This is a genomic window from Vibrio sp. YQ_11, assembly GCF_043103065.1.
GTDB lineage: Bacteria > Pseudomonadota > Gammaproteobacteria > Enterobacterales > Vibrionaceae > Vibrio > Vibrio parahaemolyticus.
In genome coordinates, this window is the sequence record NZ_JBICJM010000048.1 from 171,135 (window position 1) to 187,831 (window position 16,697).

The following is a 16,697-nucleotide window of genomic DNA, read 5'->3' on the forward strand; positions in this document are numbered from 1 at the left end:
CAAAACTTGAAGTATGTAGCTTGAAGCAGTACCGTTGCCCGGTTTTTTCTCAATACACTTAAATTGCTAAGGTAAAGGTTTTGATCTCCACAGCGAATATCACTCAACAATTTGGCGCTAAGCCGTTATTTGAAAACATCTCAGTTAAGTTTGGCGAAGGTAACCGCTATGGCTTAATCGGGGCTAACGGTTGTGGTAAATCAACCTTTATGAAGATCTTAAGCGGTGAGCTTGAGCCAACAGGCGGTAACGTAAGCTACGATCCAAATGAGCGCGTTGCAAAGCTAAACCAGGATCAGTTCGCGTACGAAGAATTCACGGTTATCGACACGGTAATCATGGGTCACAAAGAGCTTTGGGAAGTGAAGCAAGAGCGTGACCGTATTTACTCTTTGCCAGAAATGAGCGAAGAAGACGGTATGAAAGTGGCTGACCTTGAAGTTCAATTCGCGGAAATGGACGGCTACATGGCAGAAGCAAAAGCGGGTGAACTGCTTCTTGCTGTAGGCATCCCAATGGAACAACACTTCGGTTTGATGAGCGAAGTGGCTCCAGGTTGGAAACTGCGTGTGCTTCTAGCTCAAATCCTGTTTGCTGACCCAGACATCATGCTACTTGACGAACCAACCAACAACTTGGACATGGATACGATCCGTTGGTTGGAAGACACGCTAAACGCGCGTAACTGCACGATGATCATCATCTCGCACGACCGTCACTTCCTAAACTCAGTATGTACGCACATGGCTGACTTGGATTACGGTGAACTACGTGTTTACCCTGGTAATTACGACGAGTACATGACCGCGGCTTCTCAAGCTCGCGAACGTCTACTTAGCGACAACGCGAAGAAGAAAGCTCAAATCGCTGAGCTACAAACTTTCGTGGCGCGTTTCTCTGCAAACGCATCGAAAGCAAAACAAGCTACGTCTCGCGCTAAGCAAATTGACAAGATCAAACTGGACGAAGTTAAAGCGTCTAGCCGTCAAAACCCATTCATTCGTTTCGAACAGTCGAAAGAACTGTTCCGTAACGCTCTGATTGTTGAAAACCTAAGCCAAGGTTTTGAAGAGGACTTGTTCTCAGACTTCAATGCCATTTTTGAAGTGGGTGAGCGCGTTGCGATCATCGGTGAGAACGGTGTGGGTAAAACAACTCTTCTAAACACGCTTGCTGGTGTACTTGAACCTCGTGCGGGTGAGTTCAAATGGTCTGAAAATGCAAACATCGGTTACTACGCGCAAGACCACGCGCATGAGTTTGCAGAAGACATGAACTTAACGGATTGGATGGGTCAATGGCGTCAAGAGGGCGACGACGAGCAAGTAGTTCGTGGTTTCCTAGGTCGTATGCTGTTTGGTCAAGACGACATTAAGAAGTCAGTAAAAGTACTGTCTGGTGGTGAGCAAGGTCGTATGCTGCTTGGCAAGCTGATGATGCACAAGCCAAACATGTTGCTAATGGACGAACCAACCAACCACATGGACATGGAATCGATCGAATCTTTGAACACCGCGCTTGAGCAATACAAAGGCACGTTGTTCTTCGTATCTCATGACCGTGTGTTCGTAGACTCGCTAGCAACGCGTATTATCGAAATTCGCGATGGCAAGATTTCAGACTTCAAAGGTACTTACTCTGAGTTCTTGAAATCTCGTGGCGTTGACGCGTAATTACTCATACAGCGCTTGAAAAGTAAAAGCCTCGCTATTTAGCGAGGCTTTTTTAATTGGTCTTAATCCTTAAACTGACCGGTTAGATACGCATATATGCCGACGACACCAAATGTAATGATCATTGAGAGCATAATGCCACTGGGCGTGAGCAAAAAATTCCACAGTTGGTCATTGTCCATAGTTCACATCCTTTGTGAATGAGCTGTAGTTAGCATCAATTAAAACAAGTGTTGTTATTGTTACAACAAACGTTGCTATTTCTGGCTTATATCGCTTAGTTAAGCCTTCATAACGTGATGATTTACTTATCCCAATCGTTATAAGTTTACACTAATCGGCGGTTTTGTAATATGTTCTCGTTAACGAGGTGCGCTTTCGCCTTTCACATCAAACTCAATCTTGTCCGCTCCGGTAAATACTTGGAATCGCAAACCTTTCGCACGTGCAATGGTCGTAATGCCAAATTGCTTCGCTAGATCTAACCCCATTTGAGTAACGCCAGAGCGAGAAAGTAGAACAGGAATGCCCATTTGAGCTACTTTAATCACCATCTCTGATGTAAGGCGACCTGTTGTGTAGAAAATTTTATCTTCACCTGTCTCTTCTTTGAGCCACATCTCACCTGCAAGCGTATCCACTGCGTTGTGACGGCCGACATCTTCCACAAATGACAATACCTCATTGCCTTTGCAAACCGCACAGCCATGCACCGCGCCCGCTTTTTTGTAGGTGTCGTTGTAATGAGTCAGCGCTTCTAGTGCGGAGTAGATTTCTGATTGCTTAAGCGGAACTTGAGGCACTTGGTAGTTCTCAAGTTGTTTCATCACGTTGCCATACATGGTGCCTTGACCACAGCCAGATGTGACGGTTTTCTTTTTCAGAGCGCCTTCTAAATGTTCGGTATTTTCTTTAGTAATCACCGCTGCGGAATGCGTTTCCCAGTCAATAATGACGGATTCAATCGCTGCTGGATCGGACAGGAAGCTTTGGTTTTTTAAATAACCCAGTACTAGCGCTTCTGGACGCGAACCTAGCGTCATGAGCGTGACCACTTCTTTCCAGTTCAGCATGACCGTAAGAGGACGCTCGCAAGCGATTTGCTTCGTGAGCTTTTCGCCGTACTCGTCGTACACATCGACTTCAATGGTTTGCAGGGGATTTTCACTGGTTTTAATAATATTTGGTTTCAGCACAGTCGTGTCCTAGTGATTAAGAGCGTTAGGTTGCTACGCATTTAGCTTGCTAAGTGGTTAGCTAAGCAAATCTCGTTCCAAAATAGCGGTTCCCATAAAAATTGCGAGGTTTTATGTCAACAATGCATTAAAACTGCGATATCGCAGTAATGACACATCAATAAATTTGAGTTTCAACTACTTTGGTACTTGAGTATAGCGCTGTGTATAGGATTGATTTGGCGCGGTTATTGCTTTGTAGCGATGAAATGGTTGAAAGCCAAGGTCAAAATGTCCTGGGAGTTTTCAGACCAAAATAGAAAAACTGGGTGAGTTATGTCGGATAAGAAAGATTTCGAGAACAATTACGAGAAGACTGAAGACGTATGGCCAATTGGCGTAGAGCTTGTTGAGCATGAGATCAGTACAGGGATTTGGGTGACAACCCAATGGCAGTTGACGGGATTTGCGCTAAATCCGACAGAAGAGACTCCAGATGTTTGCCTGTTGCAATTGCACAAAGACGAGCGTACAGACTACCGCTTTAACTTAAGCTCTCAGCAACCTAAACTTTTTTTAGTGATGGATAACGTCGAGTCTGGTGAAAAACCAGCGATACAGCTACTAACGGCTTCACAATCTGTCGCGGCGCAATATATGGATGGCGACAACCTTGTACTATCCAACGATATGCCGTTAGCCGTTCAGGCTTGGATGGAAGCCTTTATTGGTCGCCACGGTGAGTTGTTAGAAGTAAGACGTAAGAAACGCAAAGGAGCGGGCAGAGCAAATGGCAACTAGTTTTTTAAGCCGTTGGTCGAAACGTAAATTAGAAGAATCTTCCCAACATGATGAAGAGATCACGCCGATAGCAGAGACGGAGCAATCCGAAGATAGTGTCACAGCGCTTTCAAACGCTGACGAAAGCTCAGGCGCTTTGAACGTCAACGAGGTTAGTCAGTCACCAGACATTACCGCGAGTGTAGAGACTGAAAAGCCCGAAGACATGTCTGTGGCGCAACTGCTGGTTTCTGAAGCTTCAGAAAGCGTTAAGAAAGCCGCGCTGCGCAAAATGTTCTTGTCCGAAGAATTTAACGTGCGTGATGGCCTAGACGATTACGATGATGATTACAGTAACTTAAAGTCACTTTCTAAAGACGTCGCAGAGACGCTGCGTGATTGGGTTAAAGAAAAAGTGGAAGAAGAACCAGACGCTGAAACGGCGCAAGGATCTGAACTTAACGCCGACGATATCGCATCTGAGGTGGTTGAGGACGCAGAACCAAACGCCGAAAAAAGCGCCGAAATTACCCAAGATGAAAGTGAGCTGTATATAAATACAGTGCCCGGTGAAAGCGATACTTTTGCTGAGGAATCACCGCCTAACGAGGTGAGACAAAATATACCACACAAAGAATAGGTACATTTTGACTAAACACTCAATGAACCGGCTGGGACAAAATGTCTCAACCGGTTTTTTTATCCCTACTATTTGTCGGTAAAATATCTAAGTGATTGAATTTTAGTTGATATTTTATTGGCATGACATTTGCTATTTGTTGCTCAATACCAATCTGGTTGAAGTTAGTCCGGACGCACTGCGTAGTATTCATCGCCTATAGACGGCGGAACAAGAATGCTCATTGATAAGTTAATCAGCAGAATCTCCGGCGCTAACTACACTAAGAGATGGAAAAGACTATCCATGTTCATAAATGGAATTGAGCAATGCTGAAACAATTATTAGAACAAGCAACTTCCAATAACGGTAAAGCGAGGCTGTACGCTTTCGAAAATACCGTAGAGTTGACCAATCTTATTCCACCAACCGTAAGCTATGAAAGCGGCGGTAATACTTTGATTGTGGGTCCAACGGCAATCATCGAAAGTGCGGCAGCGCAATTGTCGCAAATGAACAGCCTAACGCTGCTTTCTACCGATGGCGAAAAGGGAACAAATCCCGAGCTTTACTACGCCAATTCGGTTCAGGTTTCAGGGTTCTTAGGTACGTTTGAAGTTCTCATTGAAAATCATGGTTCGACCAACAATCTTGCCAAGGTCGCGATCAATAGCGATTGTTTCGATATCGTACTCGATCTTTGCCTAAACAGCTGCATGTCGGAAGAAGTACCAGTACCGGGCTACTACCCAGTTGGTCGTGGCTATCCGAAACTGGCTGAAGCGTTGGAAGAAATTCCAACCTTGATGGGGACATTCGATAAACCGAAATTCTTCCGTTTAGATACCGATCTATGTGCACACAGCTCTCGTGGCGTAAAAGGTTGCGAACGTTGTGTGGATGCTTGTCCGGCAGGTGCATTATCGAGTGAAGGCAGCGACAAAACGGGCCATCGCATCGAGATCAACCCATACCTATGTCAAGGCGTGGGTACTTGTGCTACAGCGTGTCCGACAGAAGCTATTCATTACGCATTGCCAAACCCCGAAGATACGCAAAAGTTTATTGAACGTACGCTAGCCAACTATGAGCAAGCGGGTGGTTTAGATCCTATCGTATTGATTTGTAGTTCTCGCCACGAGAGCTACAACGTGATGGCACTAAAAGCGCTGCCAGATAATGTAATTCCAATTGTGGTGGAAGAACTGCCTTCGGTTGGTATAGATACTTGGTTTGCCGCGCTTGTGAACGGTGCTACTCAGGTGCTGTTTGCGGCTTCGCGTTTTATGCCTCAAACCATTATTCGTGTGCTTAATAGCGAAGTCGGTATTGCTCAAGAGCTGCTCGACCAACTTGGTATCGCCAAAGAAACCATCGACATTCTGTATCTAGAGTCACTACGTGAAGGTGCTCCGACACTTTGTACCGAGTCTTTTGATTTGGCATTAGGAGACTTGCAAGGTAACAAGCGTCAGCGCCTATTTACGGCGTTGGATGCGTTGTCAGCATCGCGTATTCCAGTTGAGAACATTGTTGAACTGCCAGCAAACGCACCTTACGGCACGGTTTCTTGTGAAAGCAAAGATTGTACGTTGTGCATGAGCTGTGTGGCGGTGTGTCCAACGCGTGCATTGCATACGGACGGACAATCTCCGTCGCTTAAATTCGTCGAGCAAGACTGCATTCAATGTGGGCTGTGCGAGAAAGCGTGTCCAGAAAAAGTGCTGACGCTCACTCCTCGTATGAACTGGGTGAAAGAAGAACGCCAGAAAGCGGTTGTGATTCATGAAGAAAAGGCTGCCGAGTGCATTCGCTGTCACAAGCCTTTTGCTCCGCAATCAATGATCGACATGCTGCAAAACAAACTTCGTGGTCATTCTCATTTCTCTGATGAAGCCGCCATTAATCGCATCGCCATGTGTGAAGACTGTCGTGTGATCGACATGTTTGAGTCGATGGCTGCTGATCCAATGAATCAATTGAAATACTAGGAGCTCGCAGTGGATACACAACAAGAACAAACACTGAGAACGGACATTTATCTCGTTCTATCCGCACTTTTTCGTAGTGCGCCAAGTGATGAAATGCTGGCGTTCCTGAAATCGTTAGAAATTGAACCGTCTGAGAGCGCGATGCAAAAAGCTTGGCTCGCACTGCAACAAGCCGCGAACGAAGCGCAACGAGAAGCGTTAGAAGAAGAATATCAAGATCTGTTTATTGGCATTGGCCGTGGTGAAGTTGTGCCATTCGGATCTTGGCATCGCACTGGCTCGATGATGGAAAAACCGTTAGCGGAAATTCGTCGCGATTTGGATCTTTTAGGCATCGAACGAGAAGAGAACGTGAAAGAGCCTGAAGACCATATTTCTGCACTGTGCGAAGTGATGGCAATGCTGACGGGTGAAGAGGAAGAACTTCAACAAGCGGTGTTTAACAAACACATCGCCCCTTGGTTCCAATCTTTTACGCGCCAACTAGAGAACGCAGAAAGCGTGAACTTCTACAAGCCAGCTGCACAGCTTTGCGATGCATTTTTAACGTTAGAGCAAGTGCGCTTTAGCGTGAACACCAAAAGCAGTAAGAGCAAATTAAAAATTGATGTGAAAAACGTCACTGATTACGAGTAATCGAGCAGTACTTGGTCATATCGATAGAGAGGCATGAGTCTCCAAAGATCTACCGTAAGGTAAGGAAGCAATGATGAAAGATAATAAAGAAATAAACACAAGCCGTAGGGATCTCCTAAAAGGCTTCACAACCGCTGCCGTTGCTGGTGCTGTTGTTGCGGGAACCACGAAAGTGGCCGTTGCTTCAGAAACGGTTGAGCCTTCTGAAAAAGACGTGAAGAAGAAAGGGTATCGTGAAACTCAACACATTCGCGATTACTACGACACACTTTAGGAGATAACGGATGAAACTTGTCAAACGCTCCGACAGTGTGAGCAAAGAAACGAACCAGCTTGGCGTATCTCGTCGTGCATTCATGAAAAACACTTCGCTTGCCGCTGGTGGCGCAGTGGTTGGTGCTAGTCTATTCGCACCGGGAATGATGAAAAAAGCGCAAGCAAAATCAGTCGATCCAGAAGCGAAAACAGAAGTAAAACGTACTATCTGTTCTCACTGTTCAGTGGGTTGTGGTATTTACGCAGAAGTTCAAAATGGTGTTTGGACGGGTCAAGAGCCTGCATTCGACCACCCATTTAACGCCGGTGGTCACTGTGCAAAAGGCGCAGCACTGCGTGAACATGGTCACGGTGAGCGCCGTCTTAAATACCCAATGAAGCTTGAAAACGGTAAGTGGAAAAAGCTTTCTTGGGATCAAGCGATCGAAGAAATCGGTAACAAGGTGATGGACATCCGCAAAGAGTCTGGCCCTGATTCGGTTTACTTCTTGGGAAGCGCAAAGCACAGCAACGAACAAGCGTACTTGTTCCGCAAAATGGCATCACTTTGGGGCACTAACAATGTTGACCACCAAGCGCGTATTTGTCACTCAACAACAGTGGCGGGTGTAGCGAACACTTGGGGTTACGGTGCGATGACCAACTCTTTCAATGACATGCACAACTGTAAGTCGATGCTGTTCATTGGTTCAAACCCAGCTGAAGCACACCCAGTAGCGATGCAGCACATTCTGATCGCGAAAGAGAAGAACAACTGTAAGATCGTCGTAGCGGATCCTCGTCGTACACGTACGGCAGCAAAATCGGATCACTATGTCTCACTTCGTCCTGGTTCTGACGTAGCATTCATTTGGGGTGTGTTGTGGCACATCTTCGAAAACCAATGGGAAGATAAAGAATTCATCCGTCAACGTGTATTCGGTATGGATGAAATCCGTGCTGAAGTAGCGAAGTGGACGCCAGCAGAAGTTGAGCGTGTAACAGGCGTAAGCGAAGAAGACGTTTACCAAACAGCAAAACTGCTTTCTGAAAATCGCCCAGGCTGTATCGTTTGGTGTATGGGTGGTACTCAGCATACTACTGGTAACAATAACACACGTGCTTACTGTGTGCTTGAGCTAGCGCTTGGTAACATTGGTAAATCAGGCGGCGGCGCAAACATCTTCCGTGGTCACGATAACGTACAAGGCGCAACCGACCTTGGCGTACTTTCTGACACGCTACCGGGCTACTACGGCCTTTCTGAAGGGGCTTGGCGTCATTGGTCAAAAGTGTGGGAAATCGATTACGAATGGATTAAAGGTCGTTTCGATGACAACGCTTACGGTGGTCAAAAACCAATGAATAGTGCAGGTATTCCTGTATCTCGTTGGGTGGATGGCGTACTGGAAAACAAAGACAACATTCGTCAACGCGAAAACATCCGTGCAATGTTCTACTGGGGTCACGCAGTGAACTCTCAAACACGTGGTGTTGAGATGAAAAAAGCGATGCAGAAGTTGGACATGATGGTGATTGTGGACCCATACCCAACTGTTGCTGCGGTAATGAACGACCGTACCGACGGCGTTTACCTGCTTCCTGCAACAACGCAGTTTGAAACATACGGCAGTGTTACCGCTTCTAACCGCTCTCTACAATGGCGTGATCAGGTTATTGAACCTTTGTTCGAATCAAAACCAGACCACGAAATCATGTACCTGCTTTCGAAGAAACTGGGCTATTCAGATCTTCTGTTCAAAAACATCCGTGTTGAAAATAACCAGCCGGTGATTGAAGACCTAACGCGTGAATTCAACAAAGGCATGTGGACGATTGGTTACACAGGCCAAAGCCCAGAGCGTTTGAAAGCGCACCAACAAAACTGGCATACGTTCCACAAAACCACATTGGAAGCGGAAGGTGGCCCTGTCAACGGTGAAACCTACGGTCTACCTTGGCCATGTTGGGGTACACCGGAAATGAAACACCCAGGCACACACATTCTATACGATACGTCTAAGACGGTTGCAGAAGGTGGCGGTAACTTCCGTACGCGCTTTGGTGTGGAATTCGAAGGCAAGAGCCTTCTTGCAGAAGACAGTTACTCGAAAGGCTGTGAAATCAAAGACGGTTACCCAGAATTCACTGACAAGTTGTTGAAACAACTTGGTTGGTGGGACGATCTAACGGCTGAAGAGAAAGCGGCAGCAGAGGGTAAAAACTGGAAGACTGACCTTTCTGGCGGTATTCAGCGTGTCGCGATCAAGCACGGTTGTATCCCATTTGGTAACGCGAAAGCGCGTGCGATTGTTTGGACGTTCCCAGACCGCGTACCACTGCATCGTGAACCACTGTACACACCACGTCGTGACCTTGTAACGGATTACCCAACTTGGGATGACAAAGATGCAATCTTCCGTGTTCCTACGTTGTATAAATCAATTCAAGAGCAAGACAAATCGGGCGAGTACCCAATCGTTCTGACTTCTGGCCGTCTGGTCGAATACGAAGGTGGTGGTGAAGAGACGCGTTCAAACCCTTGGCTTGCCGAGCTTCAACAAGAAATGTTTGTTGAAGTAAACCCGAAAGACGCGAACGATCTTGGCTTTAGAGATGGTGATGATGTTTGGGTTGAAGGTGCAGAGAAGGGACGAATCAAGGTGAAAGCGATGGTTACACGTCGTGTGAAACCTGGCTTGGCGTTCATTCCATTCCACTTTGGCGGTAAGTTCGAAGGTGAAGACCTACGTCCTAAATATCCAGAAGGCACTCAACCTTATGTTGTTGGCGAAGCCGCCAACACGGCAACCACTTACGGTTACGACCCTGTTACTTTGATGCAGGAAACCAAAGTAACCCTATGTAACATTCGTAAAGCGTAAGGAGTCTGACAATGGCACGAATGAAATTCCTATGTGACACCAAACGCTGTATCGAGTGTAACGGCTGTGTTACTGCATGTAAGAACGAAAACGACGATGCGCTTGAATGGGGTATCCAACGTCGTCGCGTTGTGACACTTAATGACGGTGAACCGGGTGAAAACTCGATCTCTGTTGCTTGTATGCACTGTACAGATGCGCCTTGTATGGCGGTTTGTCCAGCTGACTGTTTCGAGCATACAGAAGACGGCATCGTACTTCACAATAAAGATCTGTGTATCGGCTGTGGTTACTGCTTGTTTGCTTGTCCGTTTGGCGCTCCGCAGTTCCCGAAACAAGAAGCGTTCGGTGAACGTGGCAAAATGGACAAATGTACGTTCTGCGCAGGCGGTCCAAACACTGAACCTGGTTCAGAAGAAGAACGCCAAAAATACGGTGCGAACCGTATCGCAGAAGGCAAACTACCGATGTGTGCATCGCTATGTTCAACAAAAGCACTACTTGCGGGTGACGCAGAGAAAGTCTCTGATATTTTCCGCCAACGTGTGGTAGAGCGCGGCGCGAAAAACGCAGGTTGGACAGACGGAAACGATCTTTCTTACGATGCGACGAAAAGCTAAGTAAGGAGAGGCACATGTTAAACACTCTTAAACGTGCGTCTCTAGCAATGCTGTCAATGATGACGGCATTGCTGCTGACTTTCGCAATGCCTGCTTCAGCAGAGGAGCAATCTTCTAAAGTGGTTCAACAGGAGATAACGCAACTTGCAGGTGCAGATTATTGGCGTGAAGTCAGAGAGGGGCAAGAAGGTTATACCACGTCTAAATCTCCAGAACATGGCGTATTAATCAGTAAACCTGGTGAGACTTGGTACATTCTAAAAGAGAAATGGATGTCTCCTGCTGGTGCTGTCGCGATTTTCGGCAGTATCGCGATGGTTATCATGGCTTACGTATTTGTTGGCCCTTTGATGCTAAGTAAGCCTCGTACAGGCAAAAAGATGAAGCGCTGGTCTCGCTTGGATCGCGCTCTCCACTGGAGTATGGCGTTTACATTCTTAACGCTTGCATTTAGTGGTTTGATGCTGGTTTACGGTAAGCACTTTTTAAAACCGTATGTTCCTACCGAGTTTTGGGGCTTTATCGTCATGTTGGCGAAGCAATACCACAACTACATGGGGCCACTGTTCTTCATTTTACTGATGTTTGTACTCTTGAAATGGTGGCGCAAGTCGATTCCAAACATGACGGATATTCGTTGGTTCATGAAAATGGGCGGCATGGTTGGTAAGCACAAAGGAACGCATCCATCGGCAGGGTTCTCAAACGGTGGTGAGAAAGCCATCTACTGGTTGTTGATTTTCTTTGGCGCTATTGTCGCGGTAAGTGGTTTAGTTTTGGATTTCCCAATCTTTGGGCAAACTCGCCGAGATATGGAACTTTCTAACCTAGTTCATGCCATTTCAGCCCTGATTCTGATCTGTGGCTTTATTTTCCACATCTATATCGGTCTATTCGGTATGGAAGGTGCGTTAGAAGGCATGGTGACTGGTGAAGTCGATGAAACATGGGCGAAAGAGCATCACGATCTTTGGTATGAAGAAGTGAAGTCTAAAGAAGCGATGGGCGAAGCAGAATCAAAACCAACGACAGAGAAAGGAGCGAAAGCGAATGAACAAACATCATAGCGGGATTTGGATTGCGTATATCCTGAGTTGTTTTACCCCGTTTACGTTTTTGATCTCAGGCGTTATCGCAATTATCTATGCGGGTTACCGTTTGGATAAGGGGGAAGACAGCGACGTAGTGATTTCTCATTACTACGGTCTGATTCGTACCTTCTTCCTCTACCTGACGTTTTTTGTGGTGCTGATTGTCACCGTAGCGACCTCTAACGGTGTGCTCGTCGGGGTGAGTGACTATTGGGTGAAAAGTACGTTGATCGAAGACATCGCTTACTTCATCCCTTGGGTCGGAATGGTATTCGCTGCGTTAGCTATTCTTGTCTGGTTCATCCGTATGTTCCAAGGCATGCAGCAACTGCGTAACAATCAACCTCATACTCCCTCTACAGGTCCAAACCTATAATTGAACCTTAACAGCATCAAAAGCCGCCTTATTTAGGGCGGCTTTTTTATTGCTTCGATTATGCAATGGAAAGCCTGAAGCTTGCCGTGACACGCTGGACATGAGCATAACGTTCTATAGTTTGAGTCAGCTTCTCTTGTGTGAGACGCGGTATCTCAGTCATGCGACTATTGTGAATTTTCTTGGTGAATTTTGTTATCTGGGGAGAGAATCAAATTAACAAAAGAAATTGCTCTCTAAAAGGCAAATCGCTGAGACCTCAGTCTCACTCACGCTATTGTTCATTTACTCAAGGCATTTTTATCCGCTAGAGTACGCGACGCTCAGCAATTCTTTTTTAAAGAGCATCAAATTCGCCTTAGTGCATTCAAGTCAAGGAATAGTCGAATTCTGAAAAGGATCCGGCTTTCACACGTTTGCTTTGTATTCTCAGTACCTGCTAGATGAAAACAAAGCAAACTTGTGAAGTCAGTGGTAGGCAATAGGAAAGGACACACTCGTTACAACTATGATTCCTCAATTTGTTATCCCTCTCACCAACTGCCTTGGTCAAAGCTATCATTTTTCCAGTCAGCCAATCCCAAAAGGTGAACACAAAAAGTTTGACTCAGAACAGAGTGCGAAGGCGTTTCTAGATGACTTCGTACCGCTTAGCTCAAGCCGTGTTGAAGAGTTGTATCATCTACTTGGTCAGTTTCCCCCAAACGTACCGGATGAAGAACTGACACCAGAGCTTTATGCGCCTGCATTTGCAAAAGCACTTGTGAATGGTTCTCTTTATGTCGCTAGTTTCCCTAAAACAAAGAAAAACGCGACAATATCCAGTGAACCAACACCGGTACCTAAGCAAGTAAAAGCAAAGTCTAAGCAGAACAAAGCACATACATCTTCTAAAACCCAAGCTAAGAATTCAGCCTCTGCAAAGCCTTTACAGACGGGCAGCGAATGTCATGAAAAAGCGGGAGATCCGGTTTCTCTAGTAACGGGCGAAGAAATATTAACACTCAATGATGTAGAGCTTCCCAATGGCTTCGTTTGGTCAAGAACGTATCGCTCATCCAAAGCTTACCGAAATCAAGGTCTTGGTTACGGTTGGCGACATGCTTTTCAATTTGAACTGAAAGAAGTCACAGATGAAAAGCACAACGTCACCTCATGGGAATTTGTAAGTGATTCTGCTGACGAGATTGAATTTGAACCAGTTGAGCATGGTTCAACAAGTTATCAAGTCTATGTCGGAGCAAGCTGTCATTTCCTAAACCCAAATACACAAATTGTCACTCTCTCTAGTGGTGATCAATATCGTTTTGAGTTGGTAGAAGACATTTGGCTATTAAAACAAATCCGCAATGGAATCTTTTCGACGTTCCAACTTCGTTATTCAAGAAACCACCGCCTAGTTGAAGTTGCACATAACAAGCGACCAGTTCTTGAGTGTCAATATGATAAACAAGGGCGCCTTGTTGAATTGCTGAACGCAAAGACAGAACAAGTATTAACAACATATATCTATGACGAGCAAGACGATCTTGTTGGTGCGACGAATGATTTGGGTTTGACTGAGCGATATGAGTATCAAGACCAACATTTGATAGCCAAACGTGTTCGACCAACAGGGTTTACGCATCACTTTGAATGGTCGGGAGAAGGCTCGAGTGCTAAGTGCATTAGAAACTTTGGTGACTCAGGTATTTATGATTATCGATTCCATTATGAGGGGGCAAAGTCCTCTTATTCTGACTCTTTAGATAATGAGTGGACTTTCATTCATGATGAGCAAGGTCATCTGCTTGAAAAATCGAGCCCGACAGGAAGAACGTGGCAATGGCACTATGATCATTTAGGGCGTAAAGAGAAAGCGGTATTCCCAGATAACTCGACAACACAGTACCAGTACAATCAGCAAGGCCAATTAATTTCCAAACTGCACTCTTCCGGTGCTCAAATTCAATATGGTTATGACAGCTTAGGTAAGCTTGTAAAAACGGTATCTCCTGATGGTGATCTTGAAAAGGCCTATTACAACAGTCTTGGCCAACGAGTGTGGGATATCGATGCTCTAGGTTGCGTAACGGAGTATGAATACGATAAACATGGTCAAGTCGTAAAGAGAGAGTCTGAAGATGGTAAGAAGAGCCGTTGGTGGTGGGATAAACAACAAAGATTAGTCGCTCATGAAGTAGATGGCACTTTACTTCGTTACAGTTATGGCGCTACCGATTTAGTTAATGGGATTGCGTATCCCGATGGATGTGTTGCCCAGATTTCCTATGATGATTACGGACGCCGCACATCGATAAGATATTTCAACGACGAAGACAAAGTCGGTTACAGTGAAGAATACGCTTATGACGAGTTTAGTCGTGTTGCACAGATACAGACACCAGAAGGTGTCACGTCTTATCAATGGGGAGCTTTGGCTCAACAAGAAGCGGTAATCTTCCCTGATGGCAGCCATATTTCCTACGAGTACGATCAACAACGTAACCTAACGAAATTAGTTCGAAGTGATGGTCTAGCGTTTGAGTTTTTGTACGACAGTGAAGGTTTACTATCAGGTACCGTAGGATTTGATGGGCTACACAGCCAATTCAAATACGACTCTATGGGAAAAATCATCCGAAAAGATGTTGCAGATAGGACCGTTTTATACAGCTATGACGATGCTGGCTTTCTTCAGCATATTAAAGCGGGAAATGGAAAAAATATTGTTGAGAATCACTTTAACTATACGTTAGGTGGAAGACTGACTTTAGCCTCTAATCGTCATCAAACTCTACAGTATCAATATTCCTCATTTGGACATTTAACTAAGCGTATTCAAGGTCAATTTGAAATCGGTGAAGAGTTTAACCGAGCCGGACAGCGTGTTTCGCAAACCTTACCAGACAAGACGTCACTTAACTTTTCATACGACACCAATGGTAGGCTTTCCGAAATCCGGTTTAGCGATGACTCATTACCAAAAATTGAGTTCCAATATGATGTTATGGGGAGGCTTTCTGTCACTGAAACTGAGAGTTTCAGAGAGAGCAAACTTTATGACGGTGTCGGTCGATTAGTCGAGCAGCAATGGTCAGGTAGAGAAAAAAAATACATATACAATGCACAGAACCGAATCTCTTCAATTTTAGATAATACTGCAGGGGCAACTCACTATCAGTACGATACCCTCGGGTACGTTACAAAGGTTAGTGAAGCCGGTTCGACTTCAACATTTGAATCAGATAGCTTTGGAAATCCCGCTTTGGCTGATTCTAAGGTAATGAGTGACCGCATTGAAGCTTATGCAGGTGTTCGTTACAAATACGACCAACAAGGTAATCAAGTTAAACGAGAAGGCGATGGCACGGTTCAAAAACGTGTGTTTGACGCATTAAATCAACTGGTAGAAGTACATGGTGATTCGAGTATTAGTCACTATGAATATGATGCATTAGGCCGTAGAACAAAGAAAATTACTCAACATGGTATCACGGAGTTTCTTTGGGAAGGTGAGCGTTTGCTCGCAGAACGCACTGTCAATGGCTTCCGTTGGTACCTATATCAACCAGAAACCTACATCCCATTGGCTGTGTTAGAAAATGGCTCAATTTATTTGTATGAATGCGATCAGGTTGGTAAACCGGAACGACTCATTGATTGCAGTGGTCATGTCGTTTGGAGTGCGAGATATGATGTGTACGGCTTCGCCCATATTGACATTGAAGAGGTGGTAAACCCCTTACGTTTTCAAGGTCAGTACTTCGACCAAGAAACCAACTTACATTACAACCTCGCTCGGTATTACGACCCTAAGCTAGGACGTTTTATCCAACAAGACCCGATATCTATTGCTGGTGGCATTAACCATTACCAATATGCAGTCAATCCTATCCAGTGGATTGACCCAACAGGTTTCCTTTGTGAAGAAGGGCTAAAACGCTTACAGCAAATGCTGGCTGAGTATCAGGCGCAAAGCGATGTCCCCCAAGAGGTTTGCGATCAGATTTTAGAGGCGGCAAAAGAGTCATCTGTCGGAGAAGATGGCGTTCGCTCGCAAGTCAAAATCCGCAAACCCAATGGTAAAAACAATATTCGATATGAATACGATTTAGACCATATTGATTGCGAGAAAAACGAGATTACTTTTTATCGTCATATCAATCATTCAGATGGCAGCAGACACGAGGTGCAGTATGTTGTTGGGATTGAGGAGTTTGTTCTTTTACACCCGCGCAAAGAATCTAGAGTGACTTATGTTTTTGGCCAATACGAATCAGCTAAATTTGGTGAGTCTACAACCATAAACTATAGAAAAACGTTCTTTGAAGCCAACCCTTTAACGGAAGGGAAAGTGGTTGTGCATCATGCAGTCGAGCAACAAGTTCGTGAGCGATACCCAGGGATAATAAAGGAATCCGAAATGCACTCTCTTGAAAATTTGCGTGGGATACCAAAAGAAGTAAACTCTAAACTTCATTTGAGTAAGATCAGGAAAGAGTGGGACAAGTTTTATCGGCAGAACCCTAACCCGAATAAGCAACAGTTACTTAATAAGGCGACAGAAATTGATGATATGTTTGGTGCACAATTCAACCCACCTATTAGATAATT

The 16,697-nt window shown here is 45.2% G+C and carries 12 protein-coding genes; 11 read left to right on the forward strand and 1 reads right to left on the reverse strand.

Annotated elements, in window-relative coordinates; genetic code table 11:
* The first annotated feature begins 80 nt into the window (after positions 1-80).
* A complete protein-coding gene (locus tag ACF8EG_RS19240; protein ID WP_005453913.1) occupies positions 81-1,673 on the forward strand; it encodes an ABC-F family ATPase in 1,593 nt (530 codons plus the stop codon).
* Between the two features lie 362 nt (positions 1,674-2,035).
* Here the strand turns inward: ACF8EG_RS19240 and ACF8EG_RS19245 are convergent, their stop codons facing one another.
* Complete coding sequence (locus tag ACF8EG_RS19245) at positions 2,036-2,869, reverse strand: formate dehydrogenase accessory sulfurtransferase FdhD (protein WP_025587843.1); 834 nt, start codon at positions 2,867-2,869, stop codon at positions 2,036-2,038.
* A gap of 315 nt (positions 2,870-3,184) precedes the next feature.
* Here ACF8EG_RS19245 and ACF8EG_RS19250 point away from each other — a divergent pair, with 315 nt between their 5' ends.
* The 10 genes from ACF8EG_RS19250 (at position 3,185) to ACF8EG_RS19295 (ending at position 16,695) form a co-directional block, all read left to right on the forward strand.
* The gene (locus tag ACF8EG_RS19250) at positions 3,185-3,649 is read left to right on the forward strand and encodes a DUF3305 domain-containing protein (protein WP_025509643.1); all 465 of its coding nucleotides are present in this window, start codon (positions 3,185-3,187) and stop codon (positions 3,647-3,649) included.
* The gene (locus ACF8EG_RS19255; protein ID WP_069506982.1) at positions 3,639-4,268 is read left to right on the forward strand and encodes a DUF3306 domain-containing protein; all 630 of its coding nucleotides are present in this window, start codon (positions 3,639-3,641) and stop codon (positions 4,266-4,268) included. The genes ACF8EG_RS19250 and ACF8EG_RS19255 overlap by 11 nt, the downstream gene beginning before the upstream one ends.
* Before the next feature lie 308 nt (positions 4,269-4,576).
* Positions 4,577-6,238, forward strand: a complete 1,662-nt coding sequence (locus ACF8EG_RS19260; protein ID WP_005396174.1) for a 4Fe-4S dicluster domain-containing protein — start codon at positions 4,577-4,579, stop codon at positions 6,236-6,238.
* Between the two features lie 9 nt (positions 6,239-6,247).
* Entirely contained in the window at positions 6,248-6,874 is a 627-nt protein-coding gene (locus ACF8EG_RS19265) for a molecular chaperone (protein ID WP_005495048.1), read from the forward strand.
* A gap of 73 nt (positions 6,875-6,947) precedes the next feature.
* A complete protein-coding gene (locus ACF8EG_RS19270) occupies positions 6,948-7,148 on the forward strand; it encodes a twin-arginine translocation signal domain-containing protein (protein ID WP_005396171.1) in 201 nt (66 codons plus the stop codon).
* 10 nt (positions 7,149-7,158) lie between these two features.
* Positions 7,159-10,014, forward strand: a complete 2,856-nt coding sequence (locus ACF8EG_RS19275) for a formate dehydrogenase subunit alpha (RefSeq protein ID WP_005453899.1) — start codon at positions 7,159-7,161, stop codon at positions 10,012-10,014.
* Between the two features lie 11 nt (positions 10,015-10,025).
* The gene (gene fdh3B / locus ACF8EG_RS19280; protein ID WP_005453840.1) at positions 10,026-10,634 is read left to right on the forward strand and encodes a formate dehydrogenase FDH3 subunit beta; all 609 of its coding nucleotides are present in this window, start codon (positions 10,026-10,028) and stop codon (positions 10,632-10,634) included.
* Positions 10,635-10,648: 14 nt separating this feature from the next.
* The gene (locus tag ACF8EG_RS19285; RefSeq protein ID WP_005495045.1) at positions 10,649-11,701 is read left to right on the forward strand and encodes a formate dehydrogenase subunit gamma; all 1,053 of its coding nucleotides are present in this window, start codon (positions 10,649-10,651) and stop codon (positions 11,699-11,701) included.
* Positions 11,685-12,101, forward strand: a complete 417-nt coding sequence (locus ACF8EG_RS19290; protein WP_069506986.1) for a hypothetical protein — start codon at positions 11,685-11,687, stop codon at positions 12,099-12,101. Before ACF8EG_RS19285 ends, ACF8EG_RS19290 begins: the two co-directional genes overlap by 17 nt.
* Before the next feature lie 508 nt (positions 12,102-12,609).
* Positions 12,610-16,695 (forward strand): RHS repeat-associated core domain-containing protein, encoded by a 4,086-nt coding sequence (locus tag ACF8EG_RS19295; RefSeq protein ID WP_242536712.1) that lies wholly within the window; start codon positions 12,610-12,612, stop codon positions 16,693-16,695.
* The last annotated feature ends 2 nt before the right edge of the window (positions 16,696-16,697 follow it).

What these genes read in the sequence shown, in the direction of transcription:
- ACF8EG_RS19290 (WP_069506986.1), top strand. Translation starts at nt 11,685, where the DNA reads ATGAACAAACATCATAGCGGGATTTGGATTGCGTATATCCTGAGTTGT.
- ACF8EG_RS19275 (WP_005453899.1), top strand. Translation starts at nt 7,159, where the DNA reads ATGAAACTTGTCAAACGCTCCGACAGTGTGAGCAAAGAAACGAACCAG.
- ACF8EG_RS19250 (WP_025509643.1), top strand. Translation starts at nt 3,185, where the DNA reads ATGTCGGATAAGAAAGATTTCGAGAACAATTACGAGAAGACTGAAGAC.
- ACF8EG_RS19260 (WP_005396174.1), top strand. Translation starts at nt 4,577, where the DNA reads ATGCTGAAACAATTATTAGAACAAGCAACTTCCAATAACGGTAAAGCG.
- fdh3B (WP_005453840.1), top strand. Translation starts at nt 10,026, where the DNA reads ATGGCACGAATGAAATTCCTATGTGACACCAAACGCTGTATCGAGTGT.
- ACF8EG_RS19270 (WP_005396171.1), top strand. Translation starts at nt 6,948, where the DNA reads ATGAAAGATAATAAAGAAATAAACACAAGCCGTAGGGATCTCCTAAAA.
- ACF8EG_RS19295 (WP_242536712.1), top strand. Translation starts at nt 12,610, where the DNA reads ATGATTCCTCAATTTGTTATCCCTCTCACCAACTGCCTTGGTCAAAGC.
- ACF8EG_RS19255 (WP_069506982.1), top strand. Translation starts at nt 3,639, where the DNA reads ATGGCAACTAGTTTTTTAAGCCGTTGGTCGAAACGTAAATTAGAAGAA.
- ACF8EG_RS19285 (WP_005495045.1), top strand. Translation starts at nt 10,649, where the DNA reads ATGTTAAACACTCTTAAACGTGCGTCTCTAGCAATGCTGTCAATGATG.